Here is an 18,561-nt window from a genome sequence, read left to right on the forward strand (position 1 = left end):
CTCACCGCCCCCGCCGCCGGCGCACGGGGGCCGGCTGCTCGTTCCGGTCCTCGTCGTCGAGCGCCTCGGGCTGCTCGTCGAGTTCCTGCTCCTCGTCCGGGGCCGAGTGCTCGTCGGTCGCCGGCTCCTCCTCCGGCCGCCCCGGTCCGGACTTGCGGCGCAGCGCGTCGGCGCTGCCCCGCAGCTTGCCGCTGAGGGCGTCGATGCCTGTGCCGGCGGCGGCGGTCGCCGCGGCCCGGCCCGCGGTGGCGAGCGGCGCGCCCAGCTTGCTGAGGTTGCTCAACTGGGGGGTGTTCAGCAGGTCCGTGCCGTACTTCAGCAGGCCACCGGGGTTCTGGCTGGCCCGCCCGGCGGCCACCGCGGCGGCCAGGGTGAGGGCGGTACGCAGCTTTCTACGGCGGCCGAGGACGTATCCGAATCCGACCGCCAGGGCGATCCGAGCTCCGCTCTTCATCTGTTCTCCTTCGCTCCCCGGCGGAAGCGGACACCTTGCACGTGGAGCAGGCCCGGAAAACTGCTGCCGGGGATCAGCGGAAATGGGCCTGCGAACCGGTGTCACGAATCAGCGGACCCGGCCGGCAGTACCCGCCACGGCACTCGCGAAACATTTCCGCACCATTCCTGGCGACCCCGTCACAGGGAAATCGGGTGGCCAGTCGGCCTCGGGTTGATACCCGACAAAACGGCCGGACTTACCCTGCTGAGCAGGAGGAAGGAGATACTTGTCCGAAAGCAAGCAAAGAATCGTCAATGAGCCGGAAGGGCAGAATCCAAACACATTTTGGCGCGCATCTTACCGCCATTGTCGCGCAATTCCGCGCCACATTTCTTCAAAACCGATATCGCGCCCCGGTTGTCCGGGGTCGTCTCGGCCACGACGGTGTGCATGCCGGCCGCCGCGGCGGCGTGCAGCAGCTCGCGCAGGGCCGCCGCGCCGAGGCCCTGGCCCCGCGCCGAACGCCCGAGCCACATCCCGGTCTCCACCGTCCCCGGCTCGTCGCAGCGGGTCATCCGGACCATGCCGACCACCTCGCCGCCGGCGACGATCGCGTACATCCGGGTGCGGGTCGGGCCGTCCAGGCCACCGAAGCTGGCCCGGTGGAACTCCCGGAACGCGTCCCGACGGGCCAGCGACCAGCCAGCGGGGGCCTCCACCGGAGGCATGACGTCCTCCGGTTCCGCCTCGGCAGCCGCTACGGAGAGCAACGGCTCCAGGTTCCCCTCGTCGACCGGCTCCAGTCGTACCGCTCCCGTCACGAGCCGCAGTCTGCCCGCCCCACCGGCCCCAGTCCACTGCTTTGGGCCCGTTCTGCCGGTCCGGTCGAGGGTACGGCCCGGTCGTACCCCCCGGGTGTTCCGCCTCACGCTCCGTTGTCAGCCGACCGGTCCGTTCTGGGTGAGGGTGCTCACTCGGCGAGGTCGAACTCGCAGAGCACCACCGAGGCGTCGTCGGTCCGCTTGTGCCGGCGCAGCCGCTCCGGGTGGTCCTGCTCGGCCGCCCGGACCCGCCCGATCAGCCCCTGCGGTCCCTCCGCCACGGCCACGTCCAGCAGCCCGGCCCAGTCGAAGAGCCCGAACTGGTCCACCGCGCAGGACACCCCGTCGCTGAGCAGGGCCGCGCGCCGCAGCGCCCCGGGGCCGCGCAGCGGCACCGTCCCGGTCACCGCGTGGTACGCGGCGTCCGGGTCGGAGGCGGCCGCCCAGTAGCCGTGGGTCCGGTTCATCCGTGCCCGCTGCACGGTCACCGACCGGCGGAACCGGGTCACCGGATCCAGGCCGTTCCCGGGCAGTGCGTCGGCCGTCCGGTGCAGGTCCGCCATCGCGGCGTCCAACCGCCCGTCGCAGACCACGCTGACCTCGCCGCCGGTGTCGAGCACCAGCGGGCTGTCACAGAGCACCAGGTAGTCCACCTGGTCGCCGCCCTCCCGGAGCAGGCAGACCGTGGACGACGGGGTGCCCGGATGGTCGAGGTCGCACCCGCCGCCGTGGTCGGCGCGGACCGCCAGGACGGCCGCCGCCAGGTTGCTCATCAGCGTCGCCGCCGGACGGGCCGCGACGGCCAGGCCGATCCGGGCGGCCAGGTGTCGGACGTACCAGGCGGGACCGTGCACGCAGCCGGTGTCGAAGCCCTCCGGCACGGTGGCGCCGTCGAGGACGCCCACCAGCGGGCCGAAGCGGAAGACCGCGTCCTCGTTCTCCAGCCGGCCGGGAGCCGGATCGGTGGCGGAGCGGACGCGCATCATCGGCGCCGTCGCGACCGGCCGCGCCGGCTGGCTCCCGGTCGGGTACCGGCGATCTGGTGCCCCCATCGGTGCGCTCCCTCCGTCGCCGCCCGCCTACCCGGCCCGGCGGCGGCCATGCCGGCGGTGCGTCCCGGCAACTTGCCGGTACGGCCCGGCCCCGGTCGGTAGCGTCGGGAACAACCGGTACGGAGGCGACAGGGGGATCGCATGTTGGAGCGGTTGCACGAGGCCGGACTCAAGTCGGAGCACGCCTACCTGGCCGGTTTCGTGAGCATCGGGCTCTCCTTCACCAGCTGGTTTCTCTCGAAGCACATGGAGCGGGCCGGGGTCGCCCGGGCGGACCGATGGGGCATCTTCGTCGGCGAGTGGGCGCCGACCTTCTTCGCCATCGGCAACGGGCTGCGCACGTACGAGAAGTGAGCCGGGTCAGCGCCGCCGGTTGCGGGCCCGGGAGGAGCGCAACCGGCGCAGCCGGCCGACCAGCACCGGCTCGGCGGCCAGCGCGGCCGGGTGGTCGAGCAGCGCGTTGAGCAGCTGGTAGTACCGGGTGGCGGAGAGCCCGAAGGTGTCCCGGATCGCCTGCTCCTTCGCCCCGGCGTGCTTCCACCACCGCTGCTCGAAGTCGAGGATCCGCCGCTCCCGCTCGGTCAGCTCGCCCGTCCCGCCGGCCGGGGCGTCGTCCGCGTCGTCCGGTCCGCCGTCCGTGACGACCACCGGGCCGGTCCGTCCGGCCGCCGGGGCGGCGCCGGGGCCCCCTCCGGTCGGCGCGGCGGGATCGACCTCGACGGCGGGCGCGGACCGGGGCGGGGGGACGGTGACGCCGGCCTCCCGGCGCGCGGCGTCGGCCGGACCGGGCGGCTCGGGCCGGTCGGTGGCGGCCGTGGAGGCGTCGGCGGGCATGGCGCTCCTCGGGAGGGCGGACGACCGGCGCGGCGACCACCGGCCGGGGGGACCCCAGCGTAACCAGGGCCCGCCCCCGCCGCAGCGGACGCGGTGTCCGGGCTGGTCGGTGGCGCGCCGAGTCAGGCGATGTCCCGCCGACGCATCGCCCAGAACCCGGCGACCAGCGCCACCGCGGCGCCGAGGCCGAACACCAGCGCCGAGTCCTGCCAGGTGACCAGCAGTTCGGCCGGCTCGCACTGGCCCTTGGCGAACTGGCACGCGTCGTAGTCGAAGAGCTTCACCTGCTTCATGAACCAGGCCCGGGCGTATGTGGACAGCACGTACCGCTCGCCGAACGGGACCGCGAGCACGCCGACCGCGATCCGGATGCCGATCTCGCTGATCGCGAAGGCCGCCACGGCCGCGCCGAGCGCCATCGCGGTGTGCCGGCCGAGCGAGGCGAGCGCGAACGCGATCGCGCCGACCGCCAGGACGATCCCGACCGCCCGCAGGCCGTCGAGCCCGATCGAGCGCCAGACCCCGGCGGTCACCTTGGCGGTGGTCCCCCGGTAGCGGCCGATCAGCCAGAATGCCAGCGTCCAGAACGCGCCGAGCAGCACGGTCACCCCGAGCACGGTGGTGAGCAGGGCGGCCATCTTGGTGCCGAGCACGGCGAGCCGTTTGGGCCGCCAGAGCAACAGGTTCATCATCCCGCCGGTGCTCCATTCGGCCCCGACGAACGAGGCGCCGACGATGAACGCGAAGAGCGCCACCGCCCCGGCGAACACGGCGATGAACAGGGGGAACTCGGCCCGGAAGTCGAACTGGTAGGGCAGGTTCCACTTCGGGTCGAACATCTCCGGCTGGGGCTGCCAGCCCCGGCCGCAGTCTGGTCCGAACCGCTCCTCGAGCTTCTGCTCGCCGCGGGCCTGGGCGGCGTCGCAGTCGGCGACCATCTTCCGCCAGTCCGCCATCGCCTGCTGGTACTGCTGGTCGGCCTTCGCCTGGGCCTCGGCCACGACCTCCTTGGAGAGCTGATGGCTGGAGAAGCCGAAGGCGGTGACCACGCCGGCCAAGCCGAGCACCAGCAGGACCAGCAGCAGCCGGGTGACCCGGCGCTTGGCCAGGCGGCGCAGCTCGGTGACGAACAAACTCATGCGCCCCAACCTCCTTCGACCTTCGTGGACTGGTCGACCTGCCGGTGCTGGCCGGGAACCGGCGCGGTGGCGGTCAGTTCGAGGAAGACGCTCTCCAGGTCGACCGCGACCGGCGCCAGCTCGCTGACGTAGAGGCCCCGCTCGGCGAGGAGGCGGCTGACCGTGGCCGGCTTGTCGACGCCGGCGAGCATCAGGTGGTCCGGCTCGGTGGTGACCCGGATGCCGGCCCGGGTCAGCGTCTCGGCGGCCTGCGGCAGGTCGGTGACCGCCTCCAGGCGTACCCGCACCGTGCCCTGGGAGTGCGCGGCGAGCACCTCGTCGACCGGCCCGTACGCGACCCGCCGGCCCAGCGAGATGATGGTGACCGAGTCGCAGATGAGCTGGATCTCGCCGAGGATGTGACTGGACAGCACCACGGTCATCCCGGCGGCGGCGAGGTCGCGCATGAGGCTGCGCATCTCCCGGATGCCGCCCGGGTCGAGGCCGTTGGCCGGCTCGTCCAGGATCAGCAGCTTCGGATCCTTCAGCAGCGCCGAGGCGACCGCCAGCCGCTGCTTCATGCCGAGCGAGTAGGTCTTCACCCGCTCCCCGGCCCGGTCGCGCAGCCCGACCAGCTCCAGCACCTCGTCGACCCGCTGTCGGGGCAGCTCGCCGGCCTGCGCGAGCAGGCCGAGGGTGTCCCGGGCGGAGAAGTGCGGGAAGAACTGCGGACTCTCCACGATGGCGCCGACCTGGCCGGCGACGGCGGGCAGCGCCTGCGGCAGCTCCTGGCCGAGGAGGGCCATCCGGCCGCCGTTCGGCCGGATCAGGCCGAGCAGGGTACGTAGCGTGGTGGTCTTGCCGGAGCCGTTCGGGCCGAGGAAGCCGTGCACCTGCCCGGCCTCGACCCGCATGTCGAAGCCGTCGAGCGCGTGGCGCACCCCGCGTTTCCGGCTCCGGTACGTCTTGCGGAGACCCTCGATCTCCAGGACAGCCGTCAAGCTGACCTCCCCCGATGAGTAGGTGACAGCGGACACCATACGCGGTATGCAGCCGAGCGCAATACCGGGTATGCAGGTGTCGCCTCATTGAGCGCCGTCAGGCGCAGATGACGTGCACGCCGGCGTCGCGGAACGCCTGCACCACGGCCGGGGACGCGCCGGAGTCGGTCACCAGGGTCTCCACCCGGTCCACCGGGCAGATCCGGGCGAAGGCGTGCCCGCCCAGCTTGGACGAGTCGGCGATCACCACCACCCGCTTCGCCCGCGCCACCATCAGGCTGTTCATCGCCGCCTCACCCTCGTGGTGGGCGGCGGCGCCGAGCTGCGGGTCGATCGCGTCCACACCGAGCAGGGCGACGTCCAGGGTCACCTCGCGCAGCAGCGCCCCGCCCAGTGGGCCGACCAGCTCGAACGACTTGGGACGGACCACCCCGCCGGCCACCACGACCTTCATCCGCGACCGCACCAGCAGCTCGTTGGCGATGTTCAGGGCGTTGGTGACCACGGTGAGCTGGGCGCCCTCCGCGCTCGTGTTCAGGTCCGGCCGGACGGCCAGGGCCCGGGCCACCTCGGTGCTGGTGGTGCCGCCGTTGAGGCCGACCACGGTGCCCTGGGAGACCAGCGCCGCGGCGGCGGTCCCGATCCGCTGCTTCTCGGCCGAGTGCTTGGCGGTCTTGTAGCGCAGCGGCAGGTCGTACGAGACGCCGTTGGCGACCGCCCCACCCCGGGTACGGGTGATCATCTGCTGCTGGGCGAGCTGGTCGAAGTCACGCCGGATGGTCGCCTGGGACACGTCCAGGCGCTCGGCCGCCTCCTCGACGCTGACCCGTCCGTCCTCGGTCAGCATCTCCAGCAGCGCGTTCCATCGGGCGTAGCGGTCCACGCGGGGCCTCCACTGACTCTGCACGAACGGTGATTGATTGCGTGCACAGTAGTGCGCGAAACTACCAGGGCGCAAAACCCTGAGCTGCGCGATCTGCGAGGCGGTTGCCACAGCCGCCCGGGTTCGCGCAGAATGACGCGCGAAAGACGGCCATATCGCGCCGTATTGCGCAAGGTCTCCCCCTGGCGAGGAGTTGTCATGGCGTACGTGCACGCGGAGATCGCGAGCCAGCCCGACTGCTGGCGGGAGGCGGCGCAGCTCGCCCCGACCGTCGCCGACCGGCTGCCGCGCCCCGGCGAGCGGGTCGCCGTCGTCGGGTGCGGCACGTCGTGGTTCATGGCGGCGGCGTACGCCGGGCTGCGCGAGCAGGTCGGCCAGGGCGAGACCGACGCCTTCCAGGCCAGCGAGTTCCCCACCGGCCGCCGCTACGACCGGCTCATCGCGATCACCCGCTCCGGCACCACCACCGAAGTGCTGGAGCTGCTCGCCGCGCTGCGCGGCCGGATCCCCACCACGGTCCTGGTCGGGGACCCCGCCTCCCCGGCGGTCGAGCTGGCCGACGCCACGGTGACCATGCCCTTCGCCGACGAGCGCTCGGTCGTGCAGACCCGCTTCGCCACCACCGCCCTCGCCCTGCTCCGCGCCCACCTCGGCGAGGACCTGGGCCGGCTGGCCGCCGACGCGGAGGTCGCCGTCCGGGCCCCGCTGCCGATCGACCCGGCCCGGATCGAGCAGGTCACCTTCCTCGGTCGCGGCTGGACGGTCGGGCTGGCCCAGGAGGCCGCGCTGAAGTGCCGGGAGGCGGCCACCTTCTGGGCCGAGGCGTACCCGGCGATGGACTACCGGCACGGCCCGATCTCGGTCGCCGCCCCGGGCCGCCTGGTCTGGGCGTTCGGCGACATCCCGGAGGGGCTGCCCGAGGACGTGGCCGCCACCGGCGCCACCTTCGTGCACAGCCGCACCCACGGCTGCCACACCGTGCTGACCAGCTGGGCGGCCGGGCGCACCCCGGTCGACCCGATGGCCGACCTGATCCTCGCCCAGCGCTTCGCCGTCGCGCTGGCCACCAGCCGCGGTCTCGACCCGGACGCGCCCCGGCACCTGACCCGCTCCGTGGTGCTCGCGTGACGTCAGGCGGCGAGGTCGTCGTCGCGCTGGACGTGGGCGGCACCGGGATGAAGTGCGCCCTGGTCCGCCCGGACGGCACCGTGGTGCACGCGGAGCGGCACGCCACCGAGGCGGCCCGCGGCCCGGAGGCGGTGGTCGGGACGATCCTCGACGTCGCCGAAGGGCTGGCCGGGAAGGCCCGCGCCGACGGGCTGACCCCGGTGGCCTGCGGCATCGCCGTTCCCGGAGTGGTCGACGAGGCGCGCGGGGTCGCGGTCTGGTCGGCGAACGTGGGCTTCCGGGACGTACCGCTGCGGGAACTGGCGCAGGCACGGCTCGGCCTGCCGGCGGCGCTCGGCCACGACGTGCGGGCGGGCGGCCTGGCCGAGGCGCGGCTGGGCGCGGGCCGGGACGCCCGCCACGTGCTCTTCGTCGCGATCGGCACCGGCATCGCCGCCGCCCACGTGGTCGACGGGTCGGCCGCGGCCGGCGCGCACGGCGCCGCCGGCGAGATCGGCCACATCCTGGTACGCCCCGACGGTCCGCGCTGCGGCTGCGGCCGCCCCGGCTGCCTGGAGGCGGTGGCGTCGGCCTCGGCGATCGGCCGCCGCTACACCGGGCTGGCCGGATCCGCGACCACCGCCGCCGAGGTCGCCGAGCGGGCGGCGGCCGGCGAGGAGCTGGCCGGCCGGGTCTGGCGCGAGGCGGTCGAGGCGCTCGCCGACGGTCTCGCCACCGGTCAGGCGCTCTTCGACGTGGAAACCATGGTGATCGGCGGCGGCCTCGCCCAGGCCGGCCCCGCGCTGCTCGACCCGCTGCGCGCGGCGCTCCGCGAACGACTGACCTTCCACCGGGAACCGCGCCTGGTCGCGGCGGCCCTCGGCGACGAGGCCGGCTGCCTCGGCGCCGCCCTGCTCGCCCTGGACACCCTGGACACCCTGGATTGAGGAGAGCCCCGATGACCCTGCGCGTGACCGGCAAGGTGGTGACGCCGACCGGCGTGATCCGGCAGGGCTGCGTCGAGATCGTCGGCGACCGGATCCGGGCCGTCGCCGAGTACCCGTCGGTGCGCGACGGGCACTGGATCGTGCCGGGCTTCGTGGACATGCACACGCACGGCGGCGGCGGCCACACCTTCACCACCGGGGACGCCGAGTCGGCCCGCGAGGCCGCCGCTTTCCACCTGCGGCACGGCACCACCACCCTGCTGGCCAGCCTGGTCAGCTCGCCGTTCGCGCTGATGCGGGACGCGACGGCGGCCTTCCGGCCGCTGGTCGAGTCGGGGGTGCTGGCCGGCGTCCACTTCGAGGGGCCCTACCTGTCGGCGGACCGCTGCGGCGCGCAGAACCCGGAGTTCCTCCGCGACCCGTCGACCGAGGAGCTGGGCGAGCTGATCGAGCTGGGCGGCGGCGCGGTCCGGATGGTCACCCTGGCCCCGGAGCGGGCCGGCGCGCTGGAGGCGATCGAGCTGCTCGTCTCGCGGGGCGTGGTCGCGGCGATCGGGCACACGGACGCCACCTGGGAGCAGACCCGGGCCGCGGTGGCGGCCGGGGCGAGCGTCGGCACCCACCTGTTCAACGGGATGCGCCCGGTGCACCACCGGGAGCCCGGCCCGGTGGTGGCCCTGCTGGACGCCCCCAACGTGGTGTGCGAGCTGGTCGCCGACGGGGTGCACCTGCACGACGGGATGCTCGGCTTCGCCACCTCGGTGGCCGGCCCGGAGCGGGCCGCCCTGATCACCGACGCGATGGCCGCCGCCGGCATGCCCGACGGCGAGTACGAGCTGGGCGGCCAGGCCGTCACCGTGGCCGACGGGGTGGCGCGGCTCAGTCGGGACGGTGCCATCGCCGGCAGCACGCTGACCATGGACGCCGCCCTGCGGCACGCCGTCGCGGCCGGGATCGCCCTGCCCGACGCCGCCCGGATGGTCGCCACCACCCCGGCCCGGGCGATCGGCCTGGGCGACCGCGTCGGGGCGCTCCAGACCGGCCTCCGGGCCGACCTGGTCCTGCTCGACGACGACCTCAACGTGGTCCGGGTGATGCGGGCCGGCGCCTGGGTGGAGTGACGGGCCGCAGGCCGTGGGCCGTTCTACCCGTGCGGGATGCGGCATCCCGCGGTGTCCGCGCGCCCGGAGACCGCGTACTGCCGCAACATGAGTGGATCAAGCGCCATGCGGGGCTGGGCGGGGTCAGCCGGCGGTGGGGACCTCGACGCCGAGGACGGCCTGCTCGTCGGGGCGGTGCACGAGCACGTCCGACAGGTACGACTGCACCGCGTGGCGCATCCCGACGTCCCGACCGGCCTGCTCGGAGAGCAGCCACTTGTGCTCGATGATCTGCGCGAAGAGCTCCTGCGGCTCCAGCTTGCGACGCAGGTGCGCCGGCACCGCCCGGACCACCGGCTCGAACACCTCGGTCAGCCAACGGTGCGCGGCCTGCTGCTCGTCGGTCAGGTCGCTCTCCACCCGGTACGCGTCCAGGTCGTTCAGGAGCTTGCGGGCCTGATTCTCCTCGGCGTCCAGGCCGGTGAGCCGGAGCAGTCGGCGGGTGTGGTAGCCGACGTCGACCACCTTCGGGCGGACCAGGTACCGCCCGTTGTCCGCGGTCGACATGGCCACCTCGGCGACGTCGAAGCCCAGCTCGTTGAGGCGGCGGATCCGGCCCTCGATGTGGTGTCGGGCCTCCCGCTCGATCTGCTGCTCGTAGGTGATCTCGTGCCAGAGCCGCTCGTAGCGCTGCACGACCTCCTCGCAGACCATCTCCGGGTCGATCGACTCGTGCAGCAGCCCGGCGGCCTGGAGGTCGAGCGCCTCGCCGAAGATGTTGACCCGGGCGATCTCCAGGTCCTCACCGCGCTGGCCGTTGGAGAGCGAGTTGCGCAGTGCCCCGGTCTCGGCGTCCACCAGGTACGCGGCGAACGCGCCGGCGTCACGGCGGAACAGCGTGTTGGACAGCGAGCAGTCGCCCCAGAAGAAGCCGGTGATGTGCATCCGTACCAGCAGCACCGCCAGCGCGTCGAGCAGCCGGTTCATCGTCTCCGGCCGCAGCGTCCGGGAGAACAGCGCGCGGTAGGGCAGCGAGAACTGGAGGTGCCGGGTGATCAGCACCGGGTCCAGCGGCTCACCGTCGTCACTCTGCCGGTCGGCCACGATCGCGACCGCCTCGACCGACGGGAAGTCGATCCGCTCCAGGGCCCGGAGCAGGTCGTACTCCCGCTCGGCGACCCGCTCGCCGGTCTCCTTCACCGCGTACACGTAGTCGCCGAGGCGGACGAAGCGCACGATGTGCCGCGAGATGCCCTGCGGCAGCGCGACCAGGTGCTGGGCAGGCCACTCCTCCAGCGGGGTCGACCAGGGAAGGTCGAGCAGCGCCGGGTCGACGAGGGCCGAGGTGATCCGCACGGCCACAAGTGTGACCGCTCACCCCGGCCGAGCGCTTCCCTTCGTGGGCCGGCACACAGCCGCCGACGCCCGCGCCGGCCCGGTGCCCCGGCCGGCCGGTAGCGTGGTCGCGTGCGGGACACCACGGAGGTACGCGAGAAGCTGCGGCTCCGGCCCGTCCGACCGGCCGGCTGGTGGTTCGACGGGCTGCTGCTGGCCGCCCTGGTCGGGCTGACCGTGGCGCTCGCCGAGGGGCTGCTGCTCGGCCTCGACCTCGACGTGAGCGCCTGGGCGTTCGCCCACGATCCGGCCCCGCTCTACTGGACCGCACGGGTTTTCAACCTGCTCGGGCAGGGCGGCCAACTGCTGATGCCGGTCTCCGTGGCACTCGCCCTGGCGGTCGCCTGGCGCCGGCACTCGGTCCGGCCGCTGGTGCTGTTCGCGGGCACCTTCGTGCTCACCTACTTCACCATCGGCCCGCTGAAGGTCTGGACCGACCGGGCCGCCCCCAGCGCCTCGGTGAAGGAGCCGTTCCTGCCGCCCGAGGAGGCGGTACGGATCTTCAACCACCTGCCGGCCGGTGCGTACTCGATGTCCTACCCCTCGGGGCACGTCGCCAACGCCATCATCTGGTACGGGGTGATCGCGCTGCTGCTCGTCGCGCTGACGAACGGTCGCCTGTCCGCCGGCTGGTACCGGCTGATCCGCGTGGCGCCGCCGGCGATCCTGCTGGTCACCACGACCTACCTGAACTTCCACTGGCTCACCGACGGTCTCGCCGGGCTGCTGCTCGGGCTGCTGCTGGACCGGCTGCTGCACCGGGTGCCCTGGGACGGCCTGCCGTTGCCGGCACGGTTGCGGTACTGGGACCGGCCGTTCACCTCCTACCCCTAAGGTGCGGTTGTGGATCAACTGACGCGGCGGCTGGGCGTACCCGATGCGGTGGTCATCGGTCTGGGGTCGATGCTCGGCGCGGGCGTCTTCGTGGTCTTCGCGCCGGCCGCGGCGGCGGCCGGCGGCGCCGGGCTGCTGGCCGCGCTGTCCCTGGCCGGCTTCATCGCCTACTGCAACGCGACCAGCTCGGCCCGGCTCGCCGCCCGCTACCCCGAGTCCGGCGGCACCTACGTCTACGGCCGGGAACGCCTGCACCCGTTCGCCGGTTTCCTCGCCGGTTGGGGGTTCGTGGTCGGCAAGACCGCGAGCTGCGCGGCGATGGCGCTGACCATCGGGGCGTACCTCTGGCCGGGGCGGGCGCGGCTGGTCGCGGTCCTCGCGGTGGTGGTGGTGACCGCGGTGAACCTGCGCGGCATCGGCAAGACCGCCACCGCCACCCGGGTGCTGGTCGGGATCGTGCTCACCGTCCTGGCGGTGGTCGCGGTGACCGGCGCCCCGCACGTCTCCCTCGACCGGCTCGACGGCGTGGCGGAGACCGGCATCCGGGGCGTGCTGACGGCCGCCGGCCTCCTCTTCTTCGCCTTCGCCGGGTACGCCCGGATCGCGACCCTCGGCGAGGAGGTACGCGAGCCGCGACGCACCATCCCCCGCGCGGTGCCGCTCGCCCTCGGTGTGGTGCTCGCGATCTACCTGGTGCTGGCCGTGGTCGCGCTCGGGGTGCTGGGCGAGCAGCGGCTGGCCGCCGCGGCCGCGCCGCTGGCCGAGGTGGTCCGGGTGGCCGGGCTGCCCGGCCTGGTCTGGCTGGTCCGCGCCGGCGCGACCGTCGCGGTGACCGGGGTGCTGCTCTCCCTGCTCGCCGGGGTGGGCCGGACCATCCTGGCGATGGCCCGCCGCCGGGACCTGCCGGGCGCGCTGGCGGCGGTGCACCCCCGCTACAAGGTGCCGCACCGCGCCGAACTGGCCGTGGCCGCCGTGGTGATCGTGGTGGTGGCCCTCGGCGACGTCCGCGGCGCGATCGGCTTCTCCAGCTGCACGGTGCTGGTCTACTACGCGATCGCCAACGCCTCCGCGCTGACGCTGGGCCGGGAGCCGGCCCGGAAGGTTCCGGTGCAGCTCATCGCCGCGCTGGGGCTGGTGGGCTGCCTGGTGCTGGCCGTGAGCCTGCCGGTGGCCAGCGTGCTCGCCGGTTTCGGCGTCCTCGCCCTCGGCGCGCTCTGGTACGCCCTCCGCCACGTCGTGGCTCGCGGCTGACCCGGGTCACTCCTCCGGCTGCCGGGGCGCCGGCGTGCCGGCCGGCTCGGGCGGGGCCGGGGTGGTCTCCCGGAGCAGGGCACTCAGCCCGGCCCGCCGGGCCACCACGGTGAGCCGGTCACCCGCGTGGATCACCATCCGCGGGTCGGCCGACCAGTCGGTCTTCTGGCTGGACCGGGTGTACGCGAGCAGGCGTACCTCGCCGGGACGGGCCACCGCCGCGAGCGGGCGGCCGTCCAGCGGGGAGCCGGCCATCACCGGCACCTCGGTGACCAGCAACGCGTGCCGGCCGACCGGGATGGTGGCGATCACCGCGCGGTCCAGCAGCGCCGCCGCGAACGCGGGCGCGGCGAGGTAGGACACGCTGCGCGAGATGCCGATGCCGAACGCGCGCTGGATCCGCTCGGCGAAATCGCCGTCGAAGAGGCGCAGCACCACCCGTAGGTCGGGGTCGAGGCTGCGGGCGTTCAACGCGGCCCGCAGGTTGGTCCCGTCGTCGGTGGAGACCACGACCAGGGCCTGGCAGGTGGCCACGGAGGCGGCCCGCAGGGTCTCCTCCAGCCCGGCGTCCCCGACGATCAGCGGTACGCCCAGCCGGTGCGCGAGCGAGGCGCCCCGCGCGTCGGGGTTCCGGTCGATGGCCACCACCTCGACCCCGAAGTCGTTGAGCTGGGCCATCACCCGGGTGCCGATGTTGCCCAGCCCGACCACCACCACGTGCCCGGCGCGGTCGGGTTGGATCCGGCCGGTGTGCAGGGCGAGCCGGGCGTTGACGATGCCGTCGACCACCGCGGCGGTGATCAGCGGGATCAGCGCCAACCCGGCCAGGTTGAGCACCACCTGCATGACCTGCGCGGCGACCGGCTTGTTGAGGTCGGGATCCTGCCCGCTCAACGTGGTGACCAGCGTGAGGTAGAGCGCGTCCGACCAGTTCACCCCCGCCGCGCGGGCGTTCAGCCAGCCGAGCAGGGCGATCACCGCCAGCAGCGCCAGCACCGCGACGCCGATCTTGCGGGTGGCGAAGCTGCGCACCGCCCGGAGCAGCACCACCACGGGCTCCCGGCGCCGCCGGGCCCGGGCCAGCCGGCGGGCGGCCAGCTCGGTGCCGGCCGGCTGCCCGGTCGCCTCGGCCAGCACCACGTCGGCCGACGGCTCGTCGGCGGGGAGCACCCGGATCAGCTCCGGGTCGGTGGTGACGGCCAGGCCGCAGAGCACGTCCTGCGGGCGTACGTCGGCGCGGCGGGCCGCGTAGAGGGTGCGCCCGGCGTGCCGGAAGTGGGTGGGGGCCAGCTCGCCCAGCGCCGCGGCGACGAACGCCGGCGCGGCCATCGACGCGTCGGAGAGGACCGTCGAGTCGGGGAAGAACTCCCGCAGGCCGTTGGCGAGGCTGGTGTTGAACATGCGTACCACCAGTCGCAGCCGGGGCTCGACCTCCTGGGCGCAGAGCGCCGCGTGCATGTTGCCCACGTCGTCCTGGTGCAGCAGGGCCAACCCGGCCGCGCCGGCCAGCCCGGCCCGGCGGAAGGTGGCCTCGTCGAGCCGGTCGGCGAGGATCACCTGGACGCCGTCGAGGTCCCGGCCGTCCGGCCCGTCGGAGCGGCGGCGCTCCGGCACCACCAGGGTGACCCGGACCCGCCCGGCGGGGGACTCGGTGGCCAGCAGGGAGCGGACCACCCAGTACGCAAGCGGGTCGTTGCCGCAGACCACGTAGTGCGGACGGCCGTCCCCGTTCATCCGGAGCCGCCATCCGGTCGCGCGGCGCGCGCGGTCGCGCAGGGGCTCGGCCATGCCCGGATGGTAGTCAGTCGATCGCCGTCCGCGCAGCCCCCTTGATCATGAACGCATGGTGTCCCCGAGTACGGGTAGAGGAGCGCCATGCAGACGTTCCTCCCGTACCCGGACTTCCTGGCCAGCGCCCGCGTGCTGGACCCGAAGCGGCTGGGCAAGCAGCGGGTGGAGACCATCCAGGTGCTGCGCGGCCTGACCCGACCCGATTACGGCTGGCGCAACCACCCGGCGGTGAAGATGTGGGCCGGGTACGAGGAGGCGCTGACCCGGTACGGGCTGGACATGTGCGCGGTGTGGTGCGAGCCGGGCCGGGCGGACACCTGCGCGGCGACCATGGCCGTAGACCTGGCCACCGCCTGCGGCGTGACGACCGTCCGCACCCAGGCCGAGCTGGCCGAGGCCGGCGAGCTGCCGCCCTGGCTGGGCCGGGAGGACGTGCACCGCAGCCACCGGTCGTCGCTGCTGCGCAAGGACCCCGGGCACTACGGCCCCCGGTTCGACGACGTCCCGCCCGACCTGGAGTACGTCTGGCCCCCCTCCGATCGTGAGCGGCGCTGTCTGCTGCCCCGGGACGGGTGAGCCGGCAGACTGGAACTCCGTCTGCCGGGAAGGTGCACATGGCACTGTCGCAAGTGGTCGGTCGGCTCATCGGCGTACGCGAGCACGTGGTGGACCCGGGCGGCGGTGGCGCCCCCCGGGTGCCGCGCCCGGTGCGGGCGGTGGTGGTGGGCGGCGGCATCGCCGGCATGTCGGCGGCGGTGGTGCTGGCCGAGCGCGGGGTGGACGTGACCATGCTGGAGGCCGCGCCGACCCTGGGCGGCCGGCTCGGCGCCTGGCCGGAGGAGCTGCCGGACGGCCCGCAGCGCACCGAGCACGGCTTCCACGCGTTCTTCCGGCAGTACTACAACTGGCGGTCGATCCTCCGCCGGGTCGACCCCGGCCTGGGCTTCCTCACGCCGGTCCCCGGCTACCCGATCCTGTCCGCCGAGTGGCCGACGGAGGAGTTCGGCAAGCTGCCGCCGGCGCCCCCGGCGAACCTGCTGGCGCTGCTGCTGCGCAGCCCGAGCGTGCGCCTGGCCGACCTGCGGTCGATGGATCGGGACGCCGCGCTGCCGCTGCTCGCCTACGACCCGGTCCGCACCTACGCCGCGTTCGACGGGCGGACCGCCGACGAGCTGCTCACCTCGCTGCGGCTGCCGGACCGGGCCCGGGCGATGCTCTTCGAGGTCTTCTCCCACTCGTTCTTCAACCACGAGGCCGAGATGTCGGCCGCCGAGATGATCGCCCAGTTCCACTTCTACCTGCTCGGCAACCCGGAGGGACTGGCGTTCGACTGCCCGGACCGGGACTACGCGACGGCGATCTGGGAGCCGCTGGCCCGGCACGTGGAGCAGCACGGGGGCCGGGTGCGCACCGGCACGGCCGCCACCCGGCTGGACCGGACGCCGGGCGGCTGGCGGGTGGCCACCACCGACGGCACGGCCCACGAGGCCGGGCACGTGGTGCTCGCCGTCGACCCGCCGGCGCTCGCCGCGCTGGTCGCCGCCTCCCCCGGCCTGGTCGCGGCGGCACCCCGGCTGGTGGCGCGGATGCCCGCGTTCGGCACCCCCGGTCCGCCGTACGCGGTGGCGCGGTACTGGCTGGACGGCGACGTCCACCCGGACCGGGCGGTGTTCAGCGGGGTCTCCCGACAGGCCACCCTGGACTCGGTGACGCTCTACCACCGGCTGGAGGACGAGCCGCGCCGCTGGGCCGCGCGCACCGGCGGCTCGGTCGTCGAGCTGCACGCGTACGCCTGCGAGCCGGGCGTGCCCGCCGACGAGCTGGCCGAACGGATGCGGATCGAGCTGGCCGCGCTCTGGCCGGAGGCGGCCGGGCTGCGGGTCCGCGAGCTGCGCGCGCGGGTCGAGGCCCGGGCGCCGGCGTTCACCCCGGGCAGCCACGCGGAGCGCCCGGGGGTACGCACCGACGCCGACGGCCTCTACCTGGCCGGCGACGGCATCCGCACCGAGTTCCCCAGCGCGCTGATGGAGCGCTCGGCGGCGACCGGGATCGTGGCCGCCAACCACATCCTGCGGGCGGAGGGCGCGGCCGCCGAGCCGGTCCGCTCGGTACGCCCGCGCGGCCTGCTGGCCGGCCGCCACGCCACGCGGTGACTCCGCGTCGGGCATCGAAATCCGTTGCCCGCCGTCGGGGCCCCGCCCTACCGTGATCCCCGCAAGGTCAACCAGCCCGCCGGGAGTATGCCATGTCGTTGTCGCACGTCACGTGCGTCTCGTCGACGCTGCCCGTCGATGGTTGCCGAGCCGAAGGTCCCCGCACCGGATGGCCGGACTGACGCCTACCCGCGTCCGTCCCACCGCCGCCCGGTCCCGTGACCGGGCGGTTTTTCGTTGCCGTACCACCGATCGTGAAGGGAGAGCCCGGTGGACGCCGTCCTCGTCATCAACGCCGACCTCGGCCCGTTGCACCGGGTCACCGTCCAGCACGCGATCCGGATGCTCTGCCGGCGGGTCGCCGAGATCCACGAGGCCGAGCCGGACCAGGTCATCGGTGTGTTCCCGATGCCGCGCGTGGTCCGTCTCGTCCGGTACGTCGTCACCCGTTGGCGGTTCAGCGCCGGGCCGGCCTGGTCCCGGGGCGGGGTGCTGCGCCGCGACGGCCGGCGCTGCGCGTACTGCGACGCCTCGGCCAGCACCGTCGACCACATCCTGCCCCGCTCGCGGGGCGGCCGGAACACCTGGAAGAACACGACTGCCGCCTGCTACGACTGCAACCAGCGCAAGGGCGACCGGACGCCGGCCGAGGCGGGCATGCCGCTGCGGCGCGAGCCGGGGACGCCGAGCTGGGCCGCGATGGCCGGGCGGTGACGGACGGCCGGCGGGCACAGGGGGTCGCGTCGGGGGTACGCCTCCGGCGCGGCGCCCGCCGGTCCCTCGACTTGCGGCAGATCGCGGTGTCCGCGATCGGCGAGACCCCGACCTGCCGCAACCCGAGTCGATCAAGCCCGGTGGCGACGGTCAGTCGGCGACGGGTGGGGTCCAGGTGAAGCGCGGCGGGCGACGCTCGTTGGCCGCCGCCACGCCCTCGCGGGCCTCGCCGCTGGCCCGGACCTGCCCGTGCCACCAGGCGATCCGGTCGTCGTCGGCGCGATCGTCGATGATCTCCTTGGCCGCCGTGACGGTGAGCCGGGAGCGCGCGGCGATGGCGGCGGTGACGGCCTCCACCCGGGCGGCCAGCGCGTCGGCGGGGAGCAACTCGTCGACCAGGCCGATCCGCAGCGCCCGCCCGGCGTCGACCAGCTCGCTGGTGAACAGCAGGTGCTTGGCGGCGGACGGTCCGACCAACCGGGCCAGCCGGCGGGTGGTCGGCGCGGGATAGACCAGCCCCAGCTTCGCCGGCGGTACGCCGAACCGCGCGTCCTCGGCGGCCAGCCGCAGATCGCAGGCGACGGCGAGCTGGCAGCCGCCGCCCACGCAGGCGCCCCGGATCGCGGCCACGGTGGGCTTGGCGAACGAGGCCAGCCGTTCCTCGGCGGCGACCGCGATGCTGCCGTCCCCGGCCTCCAGCAGCTCGTCCAGGTCGCCGAGGTCGGCACCGGCGCAGAACGTGCCGTCGGCGCCGGTGAGCACCAGGGCGCGTACGGCGGGGTCGGCCTCGAGACCGTCGAGCAGCACCGGCAGCTGCCGCCACATGGCCGGGGTCATCGCGTTGCGGCGGGCCGGGTTCCGGATCACCACGGTGGCCAGCGCGCCGGTCACCGTGACGGTCAGCTCCGCATCCGACATCTCTCCCCCTCGCACCGCCGATCGGGCCGACCATAACGGCGGGGCCCGGCGACCACCCGCAGGGGGTGGCCGCCGGGCCCCGGGGTCGGGCGGCTACGTCAGGAGACGTTGACCGCGGTGTCGTCGATGACGAAGGACGTCTGCAGGGAGATGTCCTCGGTGCCGGTGAACTTCAGGGTGACGGTCTGGCCGGCGTAGGCGGCCAG

At 74.2% G+C, this 18,561-nt stretch carries 19 protein-coding genes; 9 read left to right on the top strand and 10 right to left on the bottom strand.

The features are described from left to right. Position 1: 1 nt before the first annotated feature. The 3 genes from ACZ6S5_RS04895 to ACZ6S5_RS04905 form a co-directional block, all read right to left on the bottom strand. On the bottom strand, positions 2–454 hold the full coding sequence (locus ACZ6S5_RS04895; protein ID WP_465997798.1) for a hypothetical protein: 453 nt from the start codon (positions 452–454) through the stop codon (positions 2–4). Between the two features lie 293 nt (positions 455–747). After that, entirely contained in the window at positions 748–1,257 is a 510-nt protein-coding gene (locus ACZ6S5_RS04900; protein ID WP_465997800.1) for a GNAT family N-acetyltransferase, read from the bottom strand. A 149-nt stretch (positions 1,258–1,406) separates the two neighbouring features. Beyond that, complete coding sequence (locus ACZ6S5_RS04905) at positions 1,407–2,309, bottom strand: hypothetical protein (RefSeq protein WP_465997802.1); 903 nt, start codon at positions 2,307–2,309, stop codon at positions 1,407–1,409. A gap of 141 nt (positions 2,310–2,450) precedes the next feature. Between ACZ6S5_RS04905 and ACZ6S5_RS04910 the strand changes: the two genes are divergently transcribed. After that, positions 2,451–2,663 carry a hypothetical protein gene (locus ACZ6S5_RS04910; RefSeq protein ID WP_465997804.1) on the top strand — a complete coding sequence of 71 codons (213 nt, stop codon included), beginning with the start codon at positions 2,451–2,453 and terminating at the stop codon, positions 2,661–2,663. A gap of 6 nt (positions 2,664–2,669) precedes the next feature. Here ACZ6S5_RS04910 and ACZ6S5_RS04915 read toward each other — a convergent pair whose 3' ends face one another. From ACZ6S5_RS04915 to ACZ6S5_RS04930, 4 genes are all read right to left on the bottom strand, one after another. Next, on the bottom strand, positions 2,670–3,143 hold the full coding sequence (locus ACZ6S5_RS04915; RefSeq protein ID WP_465997806.1) for a DUF3263 domain-containing protein: 474 nt from the start codon (positions 3,141–3,143) through the stop codon (positions 2,670–2,672). A gap of 122 nt (positions 3,144–3,265) precedes the next feature. Then, positions 3,266–4,282, bottom strand: coding sequence for an ABC transporter permease subunit (locus ACZ6S5_RS04920; RefSeq protein ID WP_465997808.1), 1,017 nt, complete (start codon positions 4,280–4,282; stop codon positions 3,266–3,268). Then, positions 4,279–5,202, bottom strand: a complete 924-nt coding sequence (locus ACZ6S5_RS04925) for an ATP-binding cassette domain-containing protein (protein WP_465997854.1) — start codon at positions 5,200–5,202, stop codon at positions 4,279–4,281. The genes ACZ6S5_RS04920 and ACZ6S5_RS04925 overlap by 4 nt, the downstream gene beginning before the upstream one ends. Before the next feature lie 157 nt (positions 5,203–5,359). Then, complete coding sequence (locus tag ACZ6S5_RS04930; protein ID WP_465997810.1) at positions 5,360–6,145, bottom strand: DeoR/GlpR family DNA-binding transcription regulator; 786 nt, start codon at positions 6,143–6,145, stop codon at positions 5,360–5,362. Positions 6,146–6,343: 198 nt separating this feature from the next. On the opposite strand from ACZ6S5_RS04930, the gene ACZ6S5_RS04935 reads away from it, so the two are divergent. Genes ACZ6S5_RS04935 through nagA form a run of 3 tightly spaced genes read left to right on the top strand, consistent with a single transcriptional unit; the run spans position 6,344 to position 9,320 of the window. Continuing rightward, positions 6,344–7,273, top strand: coding sequence for an SIS domain-containing protein (locus ACZ6S5_RS04935; RefSeq protein WP_465997812.1), 930 nt, complete (start codon positions 6,344–6,346; stop codon positions 7,271–7,273). Beyond that, on the top strand, positions 7,270–8,199 hold the full coding sequence (locus ACZ6S5_RS04940; RefSeq protein ID WP_465997814.1) for an ROK family protein: 930 nt from the start codon (positions 7,270–7,272) through the stop codon (positions 8,197–8,199). The genes ACZ6S5_RS04935 and ACZ6S5_RS04940 overlap by 4 nt, the downstream gene beginning before the upstream one ends. An 11-nt stretch (positions 8,200–8,210) precedes the next feature. Beyond that, on the top strand, positions 8,211–9,320 hold the full coding sequence (nagA, locus tag ACZ6S5_RS04945; RefSeq protein WP_465997816.1) for an N-acetylglucosamine-6-phosphate deacetylase: 1,110 nt from the start codon (positions 8,211–8,213) through the stop codon (positions 9,318–9,320). Between the two features lie 123 nt (positions 9,321–9,443). Here the strand turns inward: nagA and ACZ6S5_RS04950 are convergent, their stop codons facing one another. Beyond that, positions 9,444–10,655, bottom strand: coding sequence for a DUF4032 domain-containing protein (locus tag ACZ6S5_RS04950; protein WP_465997818.1), 1,212 nt, complete (start codon positions 10,653–10,655; stop codon positions 9,444–9,446). Between the two features lie 111 nt (positions 10,656–10,766). Here ACZ6S5_RS04950 and ACZ6S5_RS04955 point away from each other — a divergent pair, with 111 nt between their 5' ends. Beyond that, a complete protein-coding gene (locus tag ACZ6S5_RS04955) occupies positions 10,767–11,528 on the top strand; it encodes a phosphatase PAP2 family protein (RefSeq protein ID WP_465997820.1) in 762 nt (253 codons plus the stop codon). 9 nt (positions 11,529–11,537) lie between these two features. After that, positions 11,538–12,779, top strand: a complete 1,242-nt coding sequence (locus ACZ6S5_RS04960) for an APC family permease (RefSeq protein WP_465997822.1) — start codon at positions 11,538–11,540, stop codon at positions 12,777–12,779. A gap of 6 nt (positions 12,780–12,785) precedes the next feature. On the opposite strand, the gene ACZ6S5_RS04965 is transcribed toward ACZ6S5_RS04960, so the two are convergent. After that, the gene (locus ACZ6S5_RS04965; protein ID WP_465997823.1) at positions 12,786–14,567 is read right to left on the bottom strand and encodes a potassium channel family protein; all 1,782 of its coding nucleotides are present in this window, start codon (positions 14,565–14,567) and stop codon (positions 12,786–12,788) included. 87 nt (positions 14,568–14,654) lie between these two features. Here ACZ6S5_RS04965 and ACZ6S5_RS04970 point away from each other — a divergent pair, with 87 nt between their 5' ends. The 3 genes from ACZ6S5_RS04970 (at position 14,655) to ACZ6S5_RS04980 (ending at position 17,437) form a co-directional block, all read left to right on the top strand. Beyond that, entirely contained in the window at positions 14,655–15,146 is a 492-nt protein-coding gene (locus tag ACZ6S5_RS04970; RefSeq protein WP_465997825.1) for an MSMEG_6728 family protein, read from the top strand. A gap of 38 nt (positions 15,147–15,184) precedes the next feature. Beyond that, positions 15,185–16,723, top strand: coding sequence for an FAD-dependent oxidoreductase (locus ACZ6S5_RS04975; RefSeq protein ID WP_465997827.1), 1,539 nt, complete (start codon positions 15,185–15,187; stop codon positions 16,721–16,723). A 270-nt stretch (positions 16,724–16,993) separates the two neighbouring features. Then, the gene (locus ACZ6S5_RS04980) at positions 16,994–17,437 is read left to right on the top strand and encodes an HNH endonuclease (protein ID WP_465997829.1); all 444 of its coding nucleotides are present in this window, start codon (positions 16,994–16,996) and stop codon (positions 17,435–17,437) included. 150 nt (positions 17,438–17,587) lie between these two features. Here ACZ6S5_RS04980 and ACZ6S5_RS04985 read toward each other — a convergent pair whose 3' ends face one another. After that, entirely contained in the window at positions 17,588–18,355 is a 768-nt protein-coding gene (locus tag ACZ6S5_RS04985; protein ID WP_465997831.1) for an enoyl-CoA hydratase/isomerase family protein, read from the bottom strand. Positions 18,356–18,561: the final 206 nt, after the last annotated feature.

This window comes from Micromonospora sp. NPDC051924, assembly GCF_055586005.1.

Coding starts and splice junctions, on each gene's coding strand:
- ACZ6S5_RS04975 (WP_465997827.1), top strand. CDS start 15,185: ATGGCACTGTCGCAAGTGGTCGGTCGGCTCATCGGCGTACGCGAGCAC.
- ACZ6S5_RS04895 (WP_465997798.1), bottom strand. CDS start 454: ATGAAGAGCGGAGCTCGGATCGCCCTGGCGGTCGGATTCGGATACGTC.
- ACZ6S5_RS04915 (WP_465997806.1), bottom strand. CDS start 3,143: ATGCCCGCCGACGCCTCCACGGCCGCCACCGACCGGCCCGAGCCGCCC.
- ACZ6S5_RS04910 (WP_465997804.1), top strand. CDS start 2,451: ATGTTGGAGCGGTTGCACGAGGCCGGACTCAAGTCGGAGCACGCCTAC.
- ACZ6S5_RS04965 (WP_465997823.1), bottom strand. CDS start 14,567: ATGGCCGAGCCCCTGCGCGACCGCGCGCGCCGCGCGACCGGATGGCGG.
- ACZ6S5_RS04985 (WP_465997831.1), bottom strand. CDS start 18,355: ATGTCGGATGCGGAGCTGACCGTCACGGTGACCGGCGCGCTGGCCACC.
- nagA (WP_465997816.1), top strand. CDS start 8,211: ATGACCCTGCGCGTGACCGGCAAGGTGGTGACGCCGACCGGCGTGATC.
- ACZ6S5_RS04970 (WP_465997825.1), top strand. CDS start 14,655: ATGCAGACGTTCCTCCCGTACCCGGACTTCCTGGCCAGCGCCCGCGTG.
- ACZ6S5_RS04905 (WP_465997802.1), bottom strand. CDS start 2,309: ATGGGGGCACCAGATCGCCGGTACCCGACCGGGAGCCAGCCGGCGCGG.
- ACZ6S5_RS04920 (WP_465997808.1), bottom strand. CDS start 4,282: ATGAGTTTGTTCGTCACCGAGCTGCGCCGCCTGGCCAAGCGCCGGGTC.
- ACZ6S5_RS04935 (WP_465997812.1), top strand. CDS start 6,344: ATGGCGTACGTGCACGCGGAGATCGCGAGCCAGCCCGACTGCTGGCGG.